This is a genomic window from Kitasatospora sp. NPDC059146, assembly GCF_042786665.1.
Lineage (GTDB): Bacteria > Actinomycetota > Actinomycetes > Streptomycetales > Streptomycetaceae > Kitasatospora.
In genome coordinates this window covers 42,045-58,115 of record NZ_JBHZCY010000052.1, presented here as the reverse complement: position 1 = coordinate 58,115, position 16,071 = coordinate 42,045, and the positions used below count along the sequence as shown (strand labels likewise).

Annotated in this window: 14 protein-coding genes; 3 read left to right on the top strand and 11 right to left on the bottom strand. The window is 72.7% G+C overall.

Going from position 1 to position 16,071, the window contains the following annotated elements:
- Window positions 1-437: 437 nt before the first annotated feature.
- Window positions 438-1,742: a tyrosine--tRNA ligase gene (gene tyrS, locus ACFXPX_RS22520; protein WP_375894013.1), complete on the bottom strand. Its 1,305-nt coding sequence runs from the start codon at window positions 1,740-1,742 to the stop codon at window positions 438-440.
- Between the two features lie 298 nt (window positions 1,743-2,040).
- On the opposite strand from tyrS, the gene ACFXPX_RS22515 reads away from it, so the two are divergent.
- Window positions 2,041-2,571 carry an HNH endonuclease gene (locus tag ACFXPX_RS22515; RefSeq protein ID WP_375893871.1) on the top strand — a complete coding sequence of 177 codons (531 nt, stop codon included), beginning with the start codon at window positions 2,041-2,043 and terminating at the stop codon, window positions 2,569-2,571.
- Window positions 2,572-2,666: 95 nt separating this feature from the next.
- Here ACFXPX_RS22515 and ACFXPX_RS22510 read toward each other — a convergent pair whose 3' ends face one another.
- From ACFXPX_RS22510 to ACFXPX_RS22480, 7 genes are all read right to left on the bottom strand, one after another.
- Window positions 2,667-4,628, bottom strand: a complete 1,962-nt coding sequence (locus ACFXPX_RS22510) for a PQQ-binding-like beta-propeller repeat protein (protein WP_380642912.1) — start codon at window positions 4,626-4,628, stop codon at window positions 2,667-2,669.
- Window positions 4,629-4,793: 165 nt separating this feature from the next.
- Entirely contained in the window at window positions 4,794-5,099 is a 306-nt protein-coding gene (locus tag ACFXPX_RS22505; RefSeq protein ID WP_375893876.1) for a 4a-hydroxytetrahydrobiopterin dehydratase, read from the bottom strand.
- A 59-nt stretch (window positions 5,100-5,158) separates the two neighbouring features.
- Window positions 5,159-5,338 (bottom strand): DUF1272 domain-containing protein, encoded by a 180-nt coding sequence (locus tag ACFXPX_RS22500; RefSeq protein ID WP_360241223.1) that lies wholly within the window; start codon window positions 5,336-5,338, stop codon window positions 5,159-5,161.
- 73 nt (window positions 5,339-5,411) lie between these two features.
- Window positions 5,412-6,170 carry a sulfite exporter TauE/SafE family protein gene (locus ACFXPX_RS22495; RefSeq protein WP_375893878.1) on the bottom strand — a complete coding sequence of 253 codons (759 nt, stop codon included), beginning with the start codon at window positions 6,168-6,170 and terminating at the stop codon, window positions 5,412-5,414.
- 284 nt (window positions 6,171-6,454) lie between these two features.
- Window positions 6,455-7,507, bottom strand: a complete 1,053-nt coding sequence (locus ACFXPX_RS22490; RefSeq protein ID WP_350506797.1) for an SPFH domain-containing protein — start codon at window positions 7,505-7,507, stop codon at window positions 6,455-6,457.
- Window positions 7,508-7,517: 10 nt separating this feature from the next.
- Window positions 7,518-7,940: an NfeD family protein gene (locus ACFXPX_RS22485; protein WP_375893882.1), complete on the bottom strand. Its 423-nt coding sequence runs from the start codon at window positions 7,938-7,940 to the stop codon at window positions 7,518-7,520.
- A gap of 119 nt (window positions 7,941-8,059) precedes the next feature.
- Window positions 8,060-8,851, bottom strand: a complete 792-nt coding sequence (locus ACFXPX_RS22480) for an ABC transporter ATP-binding protein (RefSeq protein WP_375893885.1) — start codon at window positions 8,849-8,851, stop codon at window positions 8,060-8,062.
- Between the two features lie 150 nt (window positions 8,852-9,001).
- Between ACFXPX_RS22480 and ACFXPX_RS22475 the strand changes: the two genes are divergently transcribed.
- Window positions 9,002-9,805 (top strand): hypothetical protein, encoded by an 804-nt coding sequence (locus ACFXPX_RS22475; protein WP_380531449.1) that lies wholly within the window; start codon window positions 9,002-9,004, stop codon window positions 9,803-9,805.
- A 68-nt stretch (window positions 9,806-9,873) separates the two neighbouring features.
- Here ACFXPX_RS22475 and ACFXPX_RS22470 read toward each other — a convergent pair whose 3' ends face one another.
- From ACFXPX_RS22470 to ACFXPX_RS22460, 3 genes are all read right to left on the bottom strand, one after another.
- Window positions 9,874-10,527 (bottom strand): response regulator transcription factor, encoded by a 654-nt coding sequence (locus ACFXPX_RS22470; protein ID WP_360241205.1) that lies wholly within the window; start codon window positions 10,525-10,527, stop codon window positions 9,874-9,876.
- The gene (locus ACFXPX_RS22465) at window positions 10,520-11,716 is read right to left on the bottom strand and encodes a GAF domain-containing sensor histidine kinase (RefSeq protein WP_375893892.1); all 1,197 of its coding nucleotides are present in this window, start codon (window positions 11,714-11,716) and stop codon (window positions 10,520-10,522) included. The genes ACFXPX_RS22470 and ACFXPX_RS22465 overlap by 8 nt, the downstream gene beginning before the upstream one ends.
- Before the next feature lie 170 nt (window positions 11,717-11,886).
- Entirely contained in the window at window positions 11,887-14,493 is a 2,607-nt protein-coding gene (locus tag ACFXPX_RS22460; protein ID WP_375893894.1) for an FHA domain-containing protein, read from the bottom strand.
- A 235-nt stretch (window positions 14,494-14,728) separates the two neighbouring features.
- Between ACFXPX_RS22460 and serB the strand changes: the two genes are divergently transcribed.
- Window positions 14,729-15,979, top strand: coding sequence for a phosphoserine phosphatase SerB (gene serB, locus ACFXPX_RS22455; RefSeq protein ID WP_375893896.1), 1,251 nt, complete (start codon window positions 14,729-14,731; stop codon window positions 15,977-15,979).
- Window positions 15,980-16,071: the final 92 nt, after the last annotated feature.

The window sequence follows — 16,071 nt, the reverse complement described above, 5'->3', positions numbered from 1 at the left end:
CGCTGTTGAGTTCTCAAGGAACGGACGCTTCCTTCGGACCGCCTTCCAGCGGGCCCTCCGGGCGCTTCGTTCTTTCGTGTTTCCAGCTTACCAGACGTTTTCCGCTCCGTTTTCCGGAGTTTCATTCATCCGATTTTCCGAACTGGTCGGGCCGCTTTTCGCGACGACCACCACTTTAGCGCATTTCAAGAGTGACTCGAAATTCACGATCACACCGTGTCGACGAATACGCCGACGAACCCAATTGAATGGGCTTCGAAGTGTGAGAGTGGGTCTTGCTGAGTGGGGTGGCCGCTCCAGCGACTCGTTCAACACTAGGCCACCTGGAGGACATCGTCAAACGTCGAGGGCGGGATCCGGCTGGATCCCGCCCTCGATCATCGAAGCCGCAGTTCAGCGGCGTCGGTTTTCAGTCACTCGGTCCTTCGGCGGCTCGGTCACTCCACCGAGTCGGCCGGCTCGGCCGCCACCGCCGACGACGCCGGCACCAGCTCCGCCGCCGCCAGGTTCCGCTTGCCGCGCCGCAGCACGAGCCAGCGCCCGTGCAGCAGGTCGGCCTCGGTCGGCACCGCCTCCTCGTCCGTCACCTTGACGTTGTTGAGGTAGGCGCCGCCCTCCTTGACCGTCCGACGGGCGGCCGAACGGCTCGGCGCCAGGCCGACGGCGACCAGCAGGTCGACGATCGGCTGGAGCTCGGCGGTTTCGGCCTTCGGGACCTCGGCGAGGGCCGCGGCCAGGGTCGGCGCCTCCAGGTCGGCCAGGTCGCCCTGCCCGAACAGTGCCTTGGACGCGGCGACCGCGCGCTCGTACTGCTCGGCGCCGTGCACCAGCGTGGTGAGCTCTTCGGCCAGGGCGCGCTGGGCGAGGCGGGCGGCGGGGCGCTCGGCGGTCTCGCGCTCCAGCTCCTCGACCTCCTCCTTCGAGCGGAAGCTGAAGATCCGCAGGAAGTTGGAGACGTCCCGGTCGTCCGCGTTCAGCCAGAACTGGTAGAAGGCGTACGGGGTGGTCAGCTCGGGGTCGAGCCAGACCGTGCCGGACTCGGTCTTGCCGAACTTGGTGCCGTCGGCCTTGACGATCAGCGGCGTGGCCAGCGCGTGCACGGACTTGGCGTCGGCCTTGCGGATCAGGTCGGTGCCGGCCGTGAGGTTGCCCCACTGGTCGCTGCCGCCGGTCTGCAGGGTGCAGCCGTAGCGGCGGTTCAGCTCCAGGTAGTCCATGCCCTGGAGGATCTGGTAGCTGAACTCGGTGTAGCTGATGCCCGCGTCGGAGTTGAGGCGTCGGGCGACGGCCTCCTTGGCGATCATGTTGTTGACGCGGAAGTACTTGCCGACGTCGCGCAGCAGGCTGATCGCCGACATCCCGGAGGTCCAGTCCAGGTTGTTGACCATGCGCGCCGCGTACGGGCCCTCGAAGTCGAGGAAGCGCGAGATCTGGCCGCGCAGGCGCTCGACCCAGGCGGCCACCGTCTCGGGGTCGTTGAGCACGCGCTCGGCGGTGGGCTTCGGGTCGCCGATCAGGCCGGTGGCGCCACCGACCAGGCCGAGCGGGAGGTTCCCCGCCTGCTGGATGCGGCGCATGGTGAGGATCTGCACCAGGTTGCCGAGGTGCAGGCTGGGGGCCGTCGGGTCGAAGCCGCAATAGAACGTGACCGGGCCGTCCGCGAACGCCTTGCGCAGTGCGTCCTCGTCGGTGGACAGGGCGATCAGCCCACGCCACTGCAGCTCGTCGACGATGTCCGTCACGGTCACGCTTCTCCTTCGATCGGGCGTCCGCCCGTTGTCGGCCCGGTTCGGTTCGGTCGGGCCCCGGGTCGGTACGACTCCAGCCTGATAGAGCCTACGCGGTTCCGGCCAGCGAGTTTTCCCCGAGGCACCGGGTCCGTCGGGCGGTGTCCCTCCCCCGGGTTCCTCCCCGATACCGGAAATTCCGTTGTTAGTCGGCTGTGGGCCCATTCAGAGTGGTTTCACCGCCGCGCGGCGGCAGTGACGTGTGTGGAGACGGTCGTGCCGCCGTGGCACGCCCGTGGGAAGGGTGTGCCGAGTGCGCAACACGCTGGTTCTGAACGCGAGCTACGAGCCCCTGACGACGGTGTCGCTCCAGCGCGCCGTCGTCCTGGTGCTCCAGGACAAGGCGGTGGTGGAGCAGGCGCATCCGTTGCGCTCGATCCGGGGTACCGGTGTAGCCGTTCCGGTGCCCCGGGTGATCAGACTGCAGAGGTACGTGAGGGTGCCGTTCCGACAACAGGCCCCGTGGTCGCGGCGGGGTGTCCTGGCCAGGGACCAACACCTGTGCGCGTACTGCGGGCACCGGGCCACCACGGTGGACCACCTGCACCCCAAGTCACGCGGTGGCGAGGACAGTTGGCTGAACACCGTGGCCGCGTGCGCCGAGGACAACCAGCGCAAGGCCGACCGGACACCCGAGCAGGCCGGGATGAAACTGCTCCGGCGCCCGTTCGTCCCGACGCCCCAGGCCACTCTGATGCTGGCGCTCGGCCTGCGCGGCTCGGAGGCCCGGGAGCTCGCCGACTGGCTGCCGGCCGTACCGGGGCAGCCCGTCACTGCGGCCTAGCCACGGCCCTGGAAGAGCCCTGGGAAAGCCCTGGGAGAGCCCAGGGGACATCCCGGCGACGGGCCCGGCCACCCACGCGGCCGGGCCCCGCGGGCTCAGCCCTTCGCCTGGAAGCCCGCGGCCGTGCCGTAGTTGGCCGCGTGCTCGGGCACCACGACCACCTGCCCGCCACCGATCAGCACCCGCCCGGAGAGCAGCAGCGAGCCGGTGCCGGACGGGAAGTTGCCGCCGACCGCCTCCTGGCCGCCCGCCAGCGGGAAGCGGCCGAGGCGGGCGGGCTGGTCGCGGCGCTCGTCGGCGGCCAGCACCAGCGAGCCGCCGTCGATGCCGACGGCCCGGGCAGTGCCCTTGGCGGCGGTCGGCGCCTTCCAGCGCTGCTTGCCGGTGTCCAGGTCGTAGCCGACCGCGGACACCGGCCCGCCCGGGTTCGCCGGGGTCATCGCGGCCACCATCGTGCGGCCCTCGAAGAAGACCTCGGGGGTGGCCGAAAACGTTCCGTGGGTGAGGACCAGCCGGCCGCCGTCGGTGACCACCGGGATCTCGGCGGCCGGGTCTCCGGCCGGCCCCCAGGCGAACACCCGGTCGTCCTCGGGCTTCGCTCCGGTGGTGAGTACCACGGCGGGTTCGGCGGAGAGCACGGTGACGGTCTTCGGCTGGTTGTTCAGGCCCCGCCACCAGCCGACCTTGCCGTCCGCCGCGTTCAGCGAGACGGCCTGGTCGGCGGGTGTGGAGTCGGCGCAGGTCGAGGCGACCAGCACGGTCTTTCCGGTGACGCCGCCGGAGAGGGTGCAGAACTTGCCCTGGCCGGTGTACTGCCAGACGTCCTTCCCGTCGGCCGACGCCCAGGCCACCGCCCGGTCGTCGCCGACCGCGATCACCATGTCCTCGGTGACACCGATCCGCGCCGAGTAGGCGCCCTTGGCGTCCGAGACGGTCTTGGTCCAGACGGTCCTGCCGGTCTTGGTGTCCACGGCGGCGACCAGCGTGCAGGGGCTCTTCGGGTCGGCCTGCGGCCGGAACAGGGCGACGCCCAGCCCGGCCTGGTTCACGCCTGCCGACAGTCCGCACGGGACGGCCCCGGCCGCCGGGGGCTCGACCGACCAGGTCGGCTTGCCCGCCGTCCGGTCGTAGGCGTGCACGCCCGAGCCGTCGGCGCGGACCACCGCGTCGGCCAGCAGCCAGCTGCCGACCAGCGTGTCGTCACCCGCGGGCTGCGCGGCGACGGGCTGCGCGGACCAGGCCTTGGTATGCGCCACCGCGAACCCGGGCTCGCCTCCGCTGCTCGCCGCCGCACTGCCGCCGCCCTCGGCACCGACCGTCAGCGCGGCGGTTATCAGCACCCCGAGCGCCGCCACCCCGGCACCGGTCCGCACCAGCAGGGCCCGTCGACTGGGCACGTGCTCCCCGGTCAGGACGGCCGACCGGACCTTGTCCACCAGCGAGGAAGCACCGGCGGAAGCGGAAGACGAAGACGACGCGGAAGCGCTGCCACCGCGCCGGCCCGCCCGCGAGCGCCCGGCCGATGCGGCGGGCTCGGCGGGCTCAGCCGGCTCGGCAGGCACGGCACCGTGGTCACCGGTCTCCCCCACGGAGGTCGCCGGCTCCGCCGGGGACTCCTCCAGCCGCACGTACCCGTCGGCCGAGTACTCCGCCCCTGCCGGGACGTACAGTCCGTCCGCCACCGGTCGCTCCTGCGGCTCGACGGCGTACGGCTGCTGCCCGTGGTCCGGGAACTCCGGGTACTCCGAGTACTCCGGGTACCCGGAGTGCGGCTGCTGGTACGGCTGGTGCGGCTGCTCCTGGGCGTACCCGCCCTCGACGTGGCCGGTCTGCCCGTAGCCGCCCTGCTGGTCGTAGGCCGGCTGCCAGTGACCGCCCGGCTGCTCGTGGTGCGGCGCCTGCGGCCACTGCCCGTGCGATTCCGACGGCGACTGCGACGACTGCTGCTGCCACTGCGCCTGCTGCTGGTCGTGGTACCCCGGCCAGCCCTGCTGCGGGCCCTGGGGGTACCACGGCTGCTGCTGGGCGTGGGGGTCTCCGAAGGGCTCCTGCGCCACCGTTCCGTCCCTCCCTGCCCCCACTGCCTGCCGATTGCGGCAGTCAGCATCTCACGCCCGCCCCGGCCGACCGCCCGGCCCCTGGGCGCGGGGCCACAGCGGGCCACAGTGGGCCACAGCGGGCCGGAACGGGCATGCGCGGGCCGGACCAGGACAGAGCGACCCTCAGGCCGCGGACTCCGCGCGCAGGGCCTCGTCGATCCGGGCGGCGAGGGTGAAGTCCAGGCCGGTGAGACCGCCGGCGCTGTGCGTGGACAGCACGAAGCGCAGGGTGCGCCAGCGGATGTCGACGTCGGGGTGGTGGTCGAGCGCCTCGGCCTGTTCGGCGACGGCGACGACCACCCGGATCGCGGCCGGGAAGTCGGGGGCGTCGGCGCTGCGGACGATGCTGTCGCCGTCCCGGCGCCACAGCGGCACCGCCGCCAGGGCCGCCACGGTCTCGTCCTCGCTCAGTCGGGCCCTGCTGCTCATCGGTGCGCTCCGGGGGTCGTCGGTCGGACCGGCGGGGTGCCGGTCGGGCGGGGTGCCGGTCAGGCGGCCTTCCGACGCGGACGGACCACCAGTTCGCCGCCGCAGTTGGGGCAGTTGGCGGCCATGGCCTCGGTGCAGTCGGCGCAGAAGGTGCACTCGAAGGAACATATCGAGGCGGGGCCGTCGGCGGTCAGCGACACCTCACAGCGCTCGCAGATCTCGCGCATCTCCAGGGCCATGGCACACTCTCCGGTTCACGGACGACGGTTCGGTCGGTCGTACGATCCCACAGCCGTCCGAAGCCCGGTCAACTCAGCTCAGCAGCAGCTTGGTGACGGCCGCGAGCCCGACCACCACGATGACCCCGCGCAGCGCGGCCGGCGGGAGGCGGCGGCCGACCTTGGCGCCGATCAGGCCGCCGACCAGCGAGCCCGCCGCGATCAGCCCGGCGGCCGTCCAGTTCACCGTCGAGGTGAACAGGAAGAACAGGGCGGCGACCCCGTTGACGATCAGCGCCAGCGCGTTCTTCACCGCGTTGATCCGCTGCAGCTCCTCCTGGAGCAGCATGCCCATCAGCGCCATCAGCAGGACGCCCTGGGCGGCGCCGAAGTAGCCGCCGTAGATGCCGGTGAGGAACACCCCGGCCAGCAGCACCGGGCCGCCGTCCGGATCGCCGTCGGCGCGCCGCCGGGCCGCGACGGCCTTGGCCACCCGGGGCTGGACCACCACCAGGACGAGGGCGAGCAGGATCAGCACCGGGACGATCGCGTCGAAGGCGCCGCTGGGCAGTCTGGTCAGCAGCAGCGCACCGAGCAGCCCGCCGAGCAGCGAGGCGGTGCCCATCCGGCGCAGCCGGCGGCCCTGGCCGGCCAGTTCGCGGCGGTAGCCGAACACGCCGCTGAGCGAACCGGGCACCAGGCCGAAGGAGTTGGAGATGTTGGCGGTCACCGGCGGGATGCCGACCGCGAGCAGGACCGGGAAGGTGATCAGGGTGCCGGAGCCGACGATCACGTTGATCATCCCGGCACCGACGCCGGCCACCAGGACGGCGATCGCCTCCCAGAGCGTCATGGGTCACCCCTCCTCGTGGTCCTGTCCGAGGGGATCATGCCGGACGGCGCACCGGCCCGACCAGGCCCGACCACCATTCGGGACGTACGCCACACCGCCGGGGCAGCACGCGGGACGCGGCCCGGGCGCCACGCGGGACGCCGCCCGGACGCCGCCCGGACGCCGACCGGAGAAACAGCGGGGCCCGCCACCAGCAGGCAGCGGGCCCCGACCGGAGGACCGGTCCGACCACTCCGGGTCGGTCACTCCGATCCGATCACTCCGGTTCGATCACTCCGGGTCGATCACTCCGGGTCGATCTTGCGGTACTCCCGCGCCGGGTCCACCCGGGGGCGGGCGGCGCCCTTCTCGACGTCCACCGGCCGCGGCCCGGCCGCCGGGTCCAGCGGCACCTGGGTCGCCGCCGGGGGCGCCTGGGGGACGCTCGGCGCGGCCACCGCGCCGCCGTTCATCCCGCCGCCGTTGCCGGTCAGGCCGCCGAAGGCCCCGCCGAGGCCCTTGAGCGCGTCGCCGACCTCGCTGGGGATGATCCAGAGCTTGTTGGAGTCGCCCTTGGCCAGCTCGGGCAGGGTCTGCAGGTACTGGTAGGCGAGCAGCTTCTGGTCGGCGTCGCCGTCGTGGATGGCCTCGAAGACCGTCCGGATCGCGGCCGCCTCACCGTCGGCGCGCAGCACCGCGGCCTGCGCCTCACCCTCGGCCCGGAGCACGTCCGCCTGCTTCTCACCCTCGGCCTTGAGGATCTGCGCCTGGCGCTGGCCCTCGGCGGTGAGGATCGCGGCGCGCTTGTCACGGTCGGCGCGCATCTGCTTCTCCATCGAGTCCTGGATGGAGGTCGGCGGCTCGATCGCCTTGAGCTCGACGCGGTTGACCCGGATGCCCCACTTGCCGGTGGCCTCGTCCAGCACCCCGCGCAGACCGGCGTTGATGACCTCGCGCGAGGTCAGGGTGGACTCCAGGTCCATCGAGCCGATGATGTTGCGCAGCGTGGTGACGGTCAGCTGCTCGATGGCCTGGATGTAGCTGGCGACCTCGTAGGTGGCGGCCCGGGGGTCGGTGACCTGGTAGTAGATGACGGTGTCGATGTTGACGACCAGGTTGTCCTGGGTGATCACCGGCTGGGGCGGGAACGGGACGACCTGCTCGCGCAGGTCGATCCGGTTGCGGACCCGGTCGATGAACGGCACGACGATGTTCAGCCCCGCGTTGAGCGTCCGGGTGTAGCGGCCGAAGCGCTCCACGATCGCGGCGCTGGCCTGCGGGATGACCTGGATCGTCTTGATCAGCGCGATGAAGGCCACCACGACCAGGACGACCAAAACGATAAGGACGGGTTCCACGGACTCTCCCCTAGACGACCAGGGCGGTCGCGCCCTGGATTTCGACGACGTCGACCTGCTGCCCGGGCTGGTAGACCTGGTCCGGGTGGAGCGCGCGGGCCGACCAGATCTCACCGTTGAGCTTGATCCGACCGCCCTCCCCGTCGACGGTTTCCGCGACGACCGCGGTGGCGCCGTGCAGCGCCTCGATGCCCATCTTGACCTGCGGGCCCTTCTGGAGCTGCCGGTAGGCGATCGGCCGGACGAAGGCCACCAGTGCGACCGAGACCACCAGGAAGGTCACGGCCTGGAGGACCACCCCCGCGCCCAGACCGGCCGCGCCGGAGGCCACGAGCGCGCCGATCGCGAACATGGCGAACTCCGGCATCGCGGTGAGCACCAGCGGTATGCCGAGCGCTGCGGCGGCCAGGAGCCACCAGGTCCAACTGTCCACACGACCATCCTAGGGAGCGAAGGGCCTTCGAGGCGGACAGTTCCCGCAGGTCGAGGGGCGGAAACCGGTCGCACGTGCGACCGGTTCCGACAGCCTCGGCGAAGCGGACGGACCCGGGGTCAGCCCAGCGGCAGTCCCTGCGCCGACCAGCGGTCGCCGTGGCGCTCCAGGGTGAGCGGCAGGCCGAAGCACTTGGAGAGGTTGCGGGCGGTCAGCTCGGTGTCGATCGGGCCGGCCGTGAGCACCCTGCCCTGGCGGATCATCAGCACGTGGGTGAAGCCGGGGGCGATCTCCTCGACGTGGTGGGTGACCATCGCCATGGCCGGCGCGAACTCGTCCTGGGCCAGCGCGCCGAGCCGGCGGACCAGGTCCTCCCGGCCGCCGAGGTCCAGGCCGGCCGCCGGCTCGTCGAGCAGCAGCAGCTCGGGGTCGGTCATCAGGGCGCGGGCGATCAGGGTGCGCTTGCGCTCGCCCTCGGAGAGGGTGCCGAACTTGCGGCCGGTCAGGCCGGCCATGCCCATCCGGTCGAGCAGGGCGAGGGCGCGGCCCTCGTCGGACTGCTCGTAGGACTCCTGCCAGCTGACCGTCATGCCGTACGCCGCGGTGAGCACGGTCTGCAGCACGGTCTGCTCGGCCGGCAGCTTGTCGAACATCGAGGCGCCGGCCAGGCCGATCCGGGAGCGCAGCTCGAAGACGTCGATCTCGCCCAGCTTCTCGCCCAGCACCGAGACCTTGCCCGAGGTCGGGAAGAGGTACGAGGAGGCGATCTGCAGCAGGGTGGTCTTGCCGGCGCCGTTCGGGCCCAGGATGACCCAGCGCTCACCCTCGGAGATGGACCACGAGACCTGGTCGACCAGCGCGCGCCCCTCCCGGACCACGGATACGTCCACCAGCTCCAGCACGTCGCTCATGCCCACGCCTTCCCCAAATACCAAAAATGTCGGCCGTCGGTGCGGGCGGCGGACCGACCCCGGCAGCCGGTGGGCACGGGATGGGTGCGCCGCACGCGCATGGGCAAACCTACGCCACGCGGATGACCGCCGATTCCGTAGGCTGGCCGGATGCTCGTGACTCCTGCCGACAATCCGTACGAAGAGCCCCGTTCGGGGCGGCTGACCGCCTGGGGCAACGCTCTGCTGAGCGGCCTGGTGGCGCCGGACGACGCCGCCGAGGCCGTGCTCGGCGCCGACGAGGGCCACCGGGTGACCGGGCTGCCCGGGGACGCCCCGGGCGAGCAGCACGCGCTGACCTGGGCGTTGGGGCGGCTGCGGGTGCTGGGCGTGAAGGGCCTGCGGCTGGCGCTGCCCTCGGCCGGGCACCCGCTGGGCCTGACCGGCCCGGCGGTGTTCAACGAGCGCGCCATGGCGGCCGGCGAGGCCGTGCTCGCGGTCGGCGCACCGCTGGGACTGGTGCCGGAGATCACGGTGTTCGGTCCGGCGGGCGACCGCTCGGCCACCGTGCTGTGGCGCTGCGCCGAGGTCGGCGACGCCCCGCCGGCGGACGTGCCCTCGCTGCACGAGGCCGAGCGCGAGCTGGCGGAGGGGCTGCGCGAGGCGACCGTCCTGCTGGCCGGGCTGGACGTGGCGGGCGCGGGCCCGGAGGCGCTGCGCGCCCTGGAGGCGTACCGCCGGCGCGGCCATGCCGAGCTGCTGGCCCCCGGCTACCCGCCGCGCGCCGTCCGGGTGCTGGAGTCGGCCCGCCAGGTGTCCGCCCTGCTGGCGATCGCCGCGGGCGGCCACGGCGCCGCCGTGAGCGCCTCCGAGATGGCCGCCCGGCAGTCGGTGCTGGCCCCGCTGCGGCGCACCGCCCGGCGGGCCCAGGTCGCCGCCTACAACGCCCTGGTGGACGAGCGCGAGGACCACTGACGGTCGCGGGAACGGCGGGGAGGGAACCGCGGGGAGGGAACGGCGAGGAGGGAACCGGGCGAGGGGCCTCAGGCCCGGGCCTCGCCGTTGCGGACGGCCCACAGCGCGGCCTGGGTGCGGTCGGCGAGGTCCAGCTTCATCAGGATGTTGGAGACGTGGGTCTTCACCGTCTTCTCCGACAGGTGCAGGCTGCGGGCGATCTCCCGGTTGGAGCGGCCGTCGGCGATGTGGCCGAGCACCTCGCGCTCGCGCTCGGTGAGGGTGCCGCCGCGGCCCTGCGGGGCGCGCGGGCCGTCGTCGGCGAGCAGCGCCTCGGCCAGTTCGGGCTGGAGCAGCACGTGCCCGGCGTGCACCGAGCGGATCGCCCCGGCCAGCGCCTCCGGGTCCACGTCCTTGTAGACGTACCCGGCGGCGCCGGCCCGCAGCGCGGGGACCATGGTGCGGTGCTCGGTGAAGCTGGTGACGATCAGGATCCGGGCCCGGCTGCCGCCGTCCTTGAGGGTGCGCAGCGCCTCGATGCCGTCGACGCCGGGCATCTTGAGGTCCATCAGGACGACGTCCGGGTCGAGTTCGCGGGCGCGCTCGACGCCCTCGGCCCCGTCGGCGGCCTCCCCGACCACCTCGATGTCGTCCTGGACCTCCAGGAAGGTGCGCAGCCCGCGGCGGACCACCTGGTGGTCGTCGACCAGCAGGACGCGGATCGACGGCGTGCTCTCAGGCACCGGGGACCTCCATCTCGACGAGCGTCCCCTTGCCGGGGGCGGACTCCAGGGTGAGCGTGCCGCCGACGGCGGCCGCGCGGTCGCGCATCGAGGCCAGGCCGAGGTGGCGGCCGGCCCGCCGGACGGACTCGGGGTCGAAGCCCCGGCCGTCGTCGCGCACCCGCAGCACGGCGCCGCGGGCGGGGGTGCCGGCCAGAGTGACGGTGACCCGGCCGGCGCCGGAGTGGCGCAGCGCGTTGTGCAGCGCCTCCTGGGCGACCCGCAGCAGCGCGGCCTCCTGGGCGGGCGGCAGGGCGCGGACGCCGTCGGCGGCGAAGGCGAGGTCGGCGGTGTGGGCGCGGTCGAGGACCTGCACCTGGGAGGCGAGGGTGGCGCTCAGCCCGTCCTCCTCCAGGGCGGCGGGGCGAAGTTCGACCACCACGGCACGCAGTTCGTCGGCGGCCTCGGCGGCGAGCCGGGCGACCTCCTCCAGCTCGGCGCGGGCCCGGGCCGGGTCGCGGTCGACGAGCTTGGCGGCGGCCTTGGCGGTCAGCCGCAGCGAGAACAGCTTCTGCGAGACGGCGTCGTGCAGGTCGTGGGCGATCCGGGCGCGCTCGCCGGCCAGGGTGAGTTCGCGGCTGCGTTCGTACAGCCGGGCGTTGGTGAGGGCGAGGGCGGCGTGGGCGGCGAGGATCCGCAGCAGTTCCTCGTCGTGGTCGGTGAACAGGCCGCCGCCGCGCTTGTTGGCGAGGAAGATGACGCCGGTCACCCGGGGTTCGTCCTCGCCGGCCTCGGTGTCGAGGATCGGCATGCCGAGGAAGGCGTCCATCTCGGGGTGGGCGGCGGGCCAACCCTCGAAGGCCGGGGCCTTGCGGACGTCGGTGAGGCGGGTGGGGCCGGTCTCGTGCAGCAGTTCGGCGAGCACGCCGTGCTGGCGGGGCAGCGGGCCGATGGCCCGCCACTGCTCGTCGGTGATGCCGTCGACCACGAACTGGGCGAAGCCGCCGTGGTCGTCGGGCACGCCGAGGGCCGCGTACTCGGCGCCGAGCAGGTCGCGGGCGGAGGCGGTGATGCGGCGCAGCACCTCGCGGACCTCCAGGTGCCGGCTCATCGCGAGCAGGGCCTGGCTGACGGCCTCGATGCCGGCCAGCGGGTCGCAGGCGGAGCGCGGGTCGAGGGGGGTCCGGTGGTCACCGGTCGGGCTGGGCATACCGCCAAACTACCGCCGGCGCGGGGGCGTCCGCGTCCGTCCCCGGCCGCTCCGGGCGCGGGTCCGGGGACCTAGGCCGATGGGCCCACCCGGCGGGCGGGCGGGTGGCCGGCAACGCCGAAGGGCGCTCCCCCGGAACCGGGTGGAGCGCCCTTCGGCGGCTGCGGACGTCAGCCCTTCTGCATGACCTCGGGCTCGTGCCGGCGCTGCAGCCGGGTCACGATCACGCCGATCACGACCGAGATGACGATCAGCACGCCCGCGTCGATCGACCACTGGGCGACGCTGTGGGACCACAGCGGGTCGTAGTTGGGGTTCTGGAAGTCCTTGTTCCAGGGGCCCATGAGGTGCGACAGGTCGAGCGTGGTGGACACCATGCCGGTGCCCCAGCGGGCCGGCATCAGCCAGGCGACCTGCTCCAGGCCGGGCTTGCCGAAGATCTGGAAGAGGCAGCCGGTGAACACGACCTGGACGATGGCGAACATGACCAGCAGCGGCATGGTCTTCTCGGCGGTCTTCACCAGCGCGGAGATCATCAGGCCGAACATCATCGCGGCGAAGCTGAGCAGGATCATGCCGATGGTCATCTCGATCATCGGGATGTTCTTGACGATCAGGCCGTGCTCGGGGAGCTTGCGCGGCAGGAAGCCGACGGCGGAGATGATCGCGCCCTGGATGACCGAGAAGACGCCCAGCACGATGATCTTGGACATCATGTACGCCGACCGGGACAGGCCGGTGGCCCGTTCCCGTTCGTAGATCGCCCGTTCCTTGATCAGCTCGCGGACCGAGTTGGCCGCCCCGGAGAAGCAGGCGCCGATCGCCAGGATCAGCAGGATCGTCGCGGCCCCGTTGTTGAGGTGCAGCTGGGTCTTCGGGTTGGGGGCGAGCCCCGGTTCGTTGGGGATCAGCACGCTGACCGCGCCGATCACCGCGGGCAGCAGCACCGACAGCGCCAGGAAGCCGCGGTCCGAGGCGAGCACCGACATGTAGCGGCGCATCAGCGTCCACAGCTGCGAGCCCCAGCTCTGCGGCTTGGGCGGGCGGACGGCCTCCTGGGCGACCTGGACGTGCTGCACCTCGCCCGCCTCGACGGTCGGGGCGGAGTACTGCTGGTAGTGCACCGAACCGCGGTAGCGGCCGGCCCAGTCGTGGTCGGGGTAGTTCTCGAAGGCCTGGAAGACGTCCGCCCAGGTCTCGTACCCGAAGAAGTGCAGCGCCTCGTCCGGCGGGCCGAAGTAGGCCACCGCGCCGCCCGGCGCCATCACCAGCAGCCGGTCGCAGAGGGCGAGTTCGGCCACCGAGTGGGTGACGACCAGGATGGTGCGGCCGTCGTCGGCCAGGCCGCGCAGCATCTGCATGACCTCGCGGTCCATGCCCGGGTCGAGGCCCGAGGTGGGCTCGTCCAGGAAGATCAGCGAGGGCTTGGTGAGCAGTTCGAGGGCGACCGAGACGCGCTTCTGCTGGCCGCCGGAGAGTGCGGTGATCTTGTTGTCGGCGCGCTTGTCCAGGCGCAGCTCGTACAGCACCTCGTCGATCCGGGCGTTGCGCTCGCTCGCCTCGGTGTCGCCGGGGAAGCGCAGCTGGGCCGCGTACTTGAGGCCCTTCCGGACGGTCAGCTCGCGGTGCAGGATCTCCGACTGCGGCACCAGGCCGATCCGGGAGCGGAGTTCGGCGAACTGCTTGTAGAGGTTGCGGCCGTCGTACAGCACCTCGCCGCGGTCGGCCGGGCGGTAGCCGGTGAGGGCGCGCAGCAGGGTCGACTTGCCGGAGCCGGACGGGCCGATGACGGCCACCAGGGACTTCTCCGGGACGCCGAAGCTGACGTCGTCGAGCAGGACCTTCTTGCCGCCCTTGTGGTCGACCTCGACGGTCAGGTGGCGGGCGGAGAAGGAGACCGCGCCGGTGTCGACGAACTCCTGCAGCTGGTCGCCGACCAGCTGGAAGCCGGAGTGGCCGACGGTCAGCCGGTCCTGCGGGCCCATCAGCTGGCGCTGCACCCGCTGGCCGTTGAGGAAGATGCCGTTGTGGCTGCCGAGGTCGACGATCTCGTAGCGGCCGTCCGGCAGTTGGCGCAGCTCGGCGTGGTGCCGGGAGACCTGGAGGTCGGACACCACGACGTCGTTGTCCAGCGCGCGGCCGATCCGGACGGTGCGCATCCCGGCCGTCAGGTTGCGGATCACCGTCGGCTGCGGGCCGCCGCCGCCGTGCTCCGGCGGGGCCGGGAAGCCCTGCTGCCCGGGGAAGCCGCCGTGCTGCGCCGCCCGCTGGTCCTGCGGCGGGTACGGCTGGGCGGCCTGCTGCTGCGGCACGTACTGCTGCGCGGGCTGCTGCTGCGGCCAGGCCTGCTGCGCCTGCGGCTGCTGCTGGTACGGGTCCTGACCCGCCCAGGCCTGCTGCGGGGCGGGCTGCTGGGGCGTCGGGGCGGGGCTGCGGCTGGTGACGGCCTCGTGCACCGGGGTGGGCTGCGGGGCGGCGGCGTGGGCGGGTGCGGAGAAGGCGAGTCGGGGGCCGTTCTCCGGGTTGCCCAGGTTCACCACGGCACCGGGGAACAGCTGGGCCTGCATGGTGCGGGCGCCGGCCACGTAGGTGCCGTTGGTGCTGCCGTGGTCGTCCAGCTGCCAACCGCTGCCGTTGAAGCCGATGGTCCCGTGCTGCCAGGAGACCCTGGCGTCGTCGAACGTGAAGTCCGACTGCGGGTTGCGCCCGATGGTGTAGGACCGCCCGGGCTCAAGAGTCCGCTGCTGTCCGTTGATATCAATGACGAGTTGCGGCACTGCTTGCCTGCCCCGCTCTCTCGGTTCCCCCGATTTGGCCCCCGACCGGGGGTGCACTGTTCCTCTGACTGACGGGGGGAATCATTCCAGCCCGCCGTCCGCGGGTGAAAGTCACCCCGGGTGACTGTGACCAGGCTGCTACCCGGGGCTGCCGGTCGGGCCGCGGGCACGGGTGTCCCGCGAGGTGGGACAGGTGCCCCCGGCGGGGCGGCCGACCGGTAGCGTGGGAGCCACCATGAACGCATCGCCCCTGGCCGCTGAGCCCCTCCCCGCCGCCCAGCCCCGGACCGCGGACGAGCGCACCCTGCTCGTCAAGGTGTTCGGCAAGGACCGCCCCGGCATCACCGCCGGCCTCTTCGCCACCCTGGCCGGCTTCGGCGTCGACGTCATCGACATCGAGCAGGTCGTCACCCGTGGTCGCATCACGCTCTGCGCCCTGGTCACCCCGCCCCGCTCGCCCGACGCGGAGGGCGGCCTGCGGGCCACCGTGCACCGCTGGGCGGAGGAGCAGAAGCTCCAGGCCGAGATCCTCTCCGGCATCGGCGACAACCGCCCGCGCCGTGAGGGCCGTTCGCACGTGACGGTGCTCGGCCACCCGCTGACCGCGGCCGCCGTCTCCGCGCTGACCTCCCGGATCACCGTGGCGGGCGGCAACATCGACCGCGTCTTCCGCCTCGCCAAGTACCCGGTGACGGCGGTCGAACTGGCCGTCTCCGGTGTGGCCACCGAGGAGCTGCGGGCCGAACTGGCCCAGGAGGCGGCCGCCCAGCGGGTGGACGTCGCGGTGGTGGCCGCCGGGCTGGAGCGCCGGGCCAAGCGCCTGGTGGTGATGGACGTGGACTCCACGCTCATCCAGGACGAGGTGATCGAGCTGTTCGCCGCCCACGCGGGCTGCGAGGAGGAGGTCGCCGAGGTGACGGCGGCGGCGATGCGCGGCGAGCTGGACTTCGCCGAGTCGCTGCGGGCCCGGGTCGCCCTGCTGGCCGGACTGGACGCCTCGGTGACCGAGAAGGTGCGCGCGGAGGTCCGGTTCACGCCGGGGGCGCGCACCCTGATCCGTACGCTCCAGCGGCTGGGCTTCCAGGTCGCGGTGGTGTCCGGCGGGTTCACCCAGGTCACCGACCACCTGGTGGAGCAGTTGGGGCTGGACTTCGCGGCGGCCAACACCCTGGAGGTGGTGGACGGCAGGTTCACCGGCCGGGTGGTCGGCGAGATCGTGGACCGCGCGGGCAAGGCCCGCTGGCTGGCCCGGTTCGCCGAGCAGGCGAAGGTGCCGCTGTCGCAGACGGTGGCGATCGGCGACGGCGCCAACGACCTGGACATGCTGAACGCGGCCGGGCTCGGGGTGGCCTTCAACGCCAAGCCCGTGGTGCGCGAGGCCGCCGACACCGCGGTGAACGTGCCCTTCCTGGACACCGTGCTGTACCTGCTCGGGATCACCCGCGAGGAGGTCGAGGCGGCCGACGGCGGGCTCTCGGTCGACTGAGGCGTGCCGACGGCCGAGGGGCGCGCCGGGGGCTCCCCGCGCCCCACCCGGGGCCACCCCGCCGCCCCGCCCCCCCCGCCCACCCCGCGCCG

Bases quoted from the DNA above. Each gene is read 5' to 3' on its own strand.
- ACFXPX_RS22500 (WP_360241223.1), bottom strand. From the start codon at position 5,338: ATGGCCCTGGAGATGCGCGAGATCTGCGAGCGCTGTGAGGTGTCGCTG.
- ACFXPX_RS22480 (WP_375893885.1), bottom strand. From the start codon at position 8,851: ATGAGCGACGTGCTGGAGCTGGTGGACGTATCCGTGGTCCGGGAGGGG.
- ACFXPX_RS22495 (WP_375893878.1), bottom strand. From the start codon at position 6,170: ATGACGCTCTGGGAGGCGATCGCCGTCCTGGTGGCCGGCGTCGGTGCC.
- serB (WP_375893896.1), top strand. From the start codon at position 14,729: ATGAACGCATCGCCCCTGGCCGCTGAGCCCCTCCCCGCCGCCCAGCCC.
- ACFXPX_RS22465 (WP_375893892.1), bottom strand. From the start codon at position 11,716: ATGCCCAGCCCGACCGGTGACCACCGGACCCCCCTCGACCCGCGCTCC.
- ACFXPX_RS22475 (WP_380531449.1), top strand. From the start codon at position 9,002: ATGCTCGTGACTCCTGCCGACAATCCGTACGAAGAGCCCCGTTCGGGG.
- ACFXPX_RS22505 (WP_375893876.1), bottom strand. From the start codon at position 5,099: ATGAGCAGCAGGGCCCGACTGAGCGAGGACGAGACCGTGGCGGCCCTG.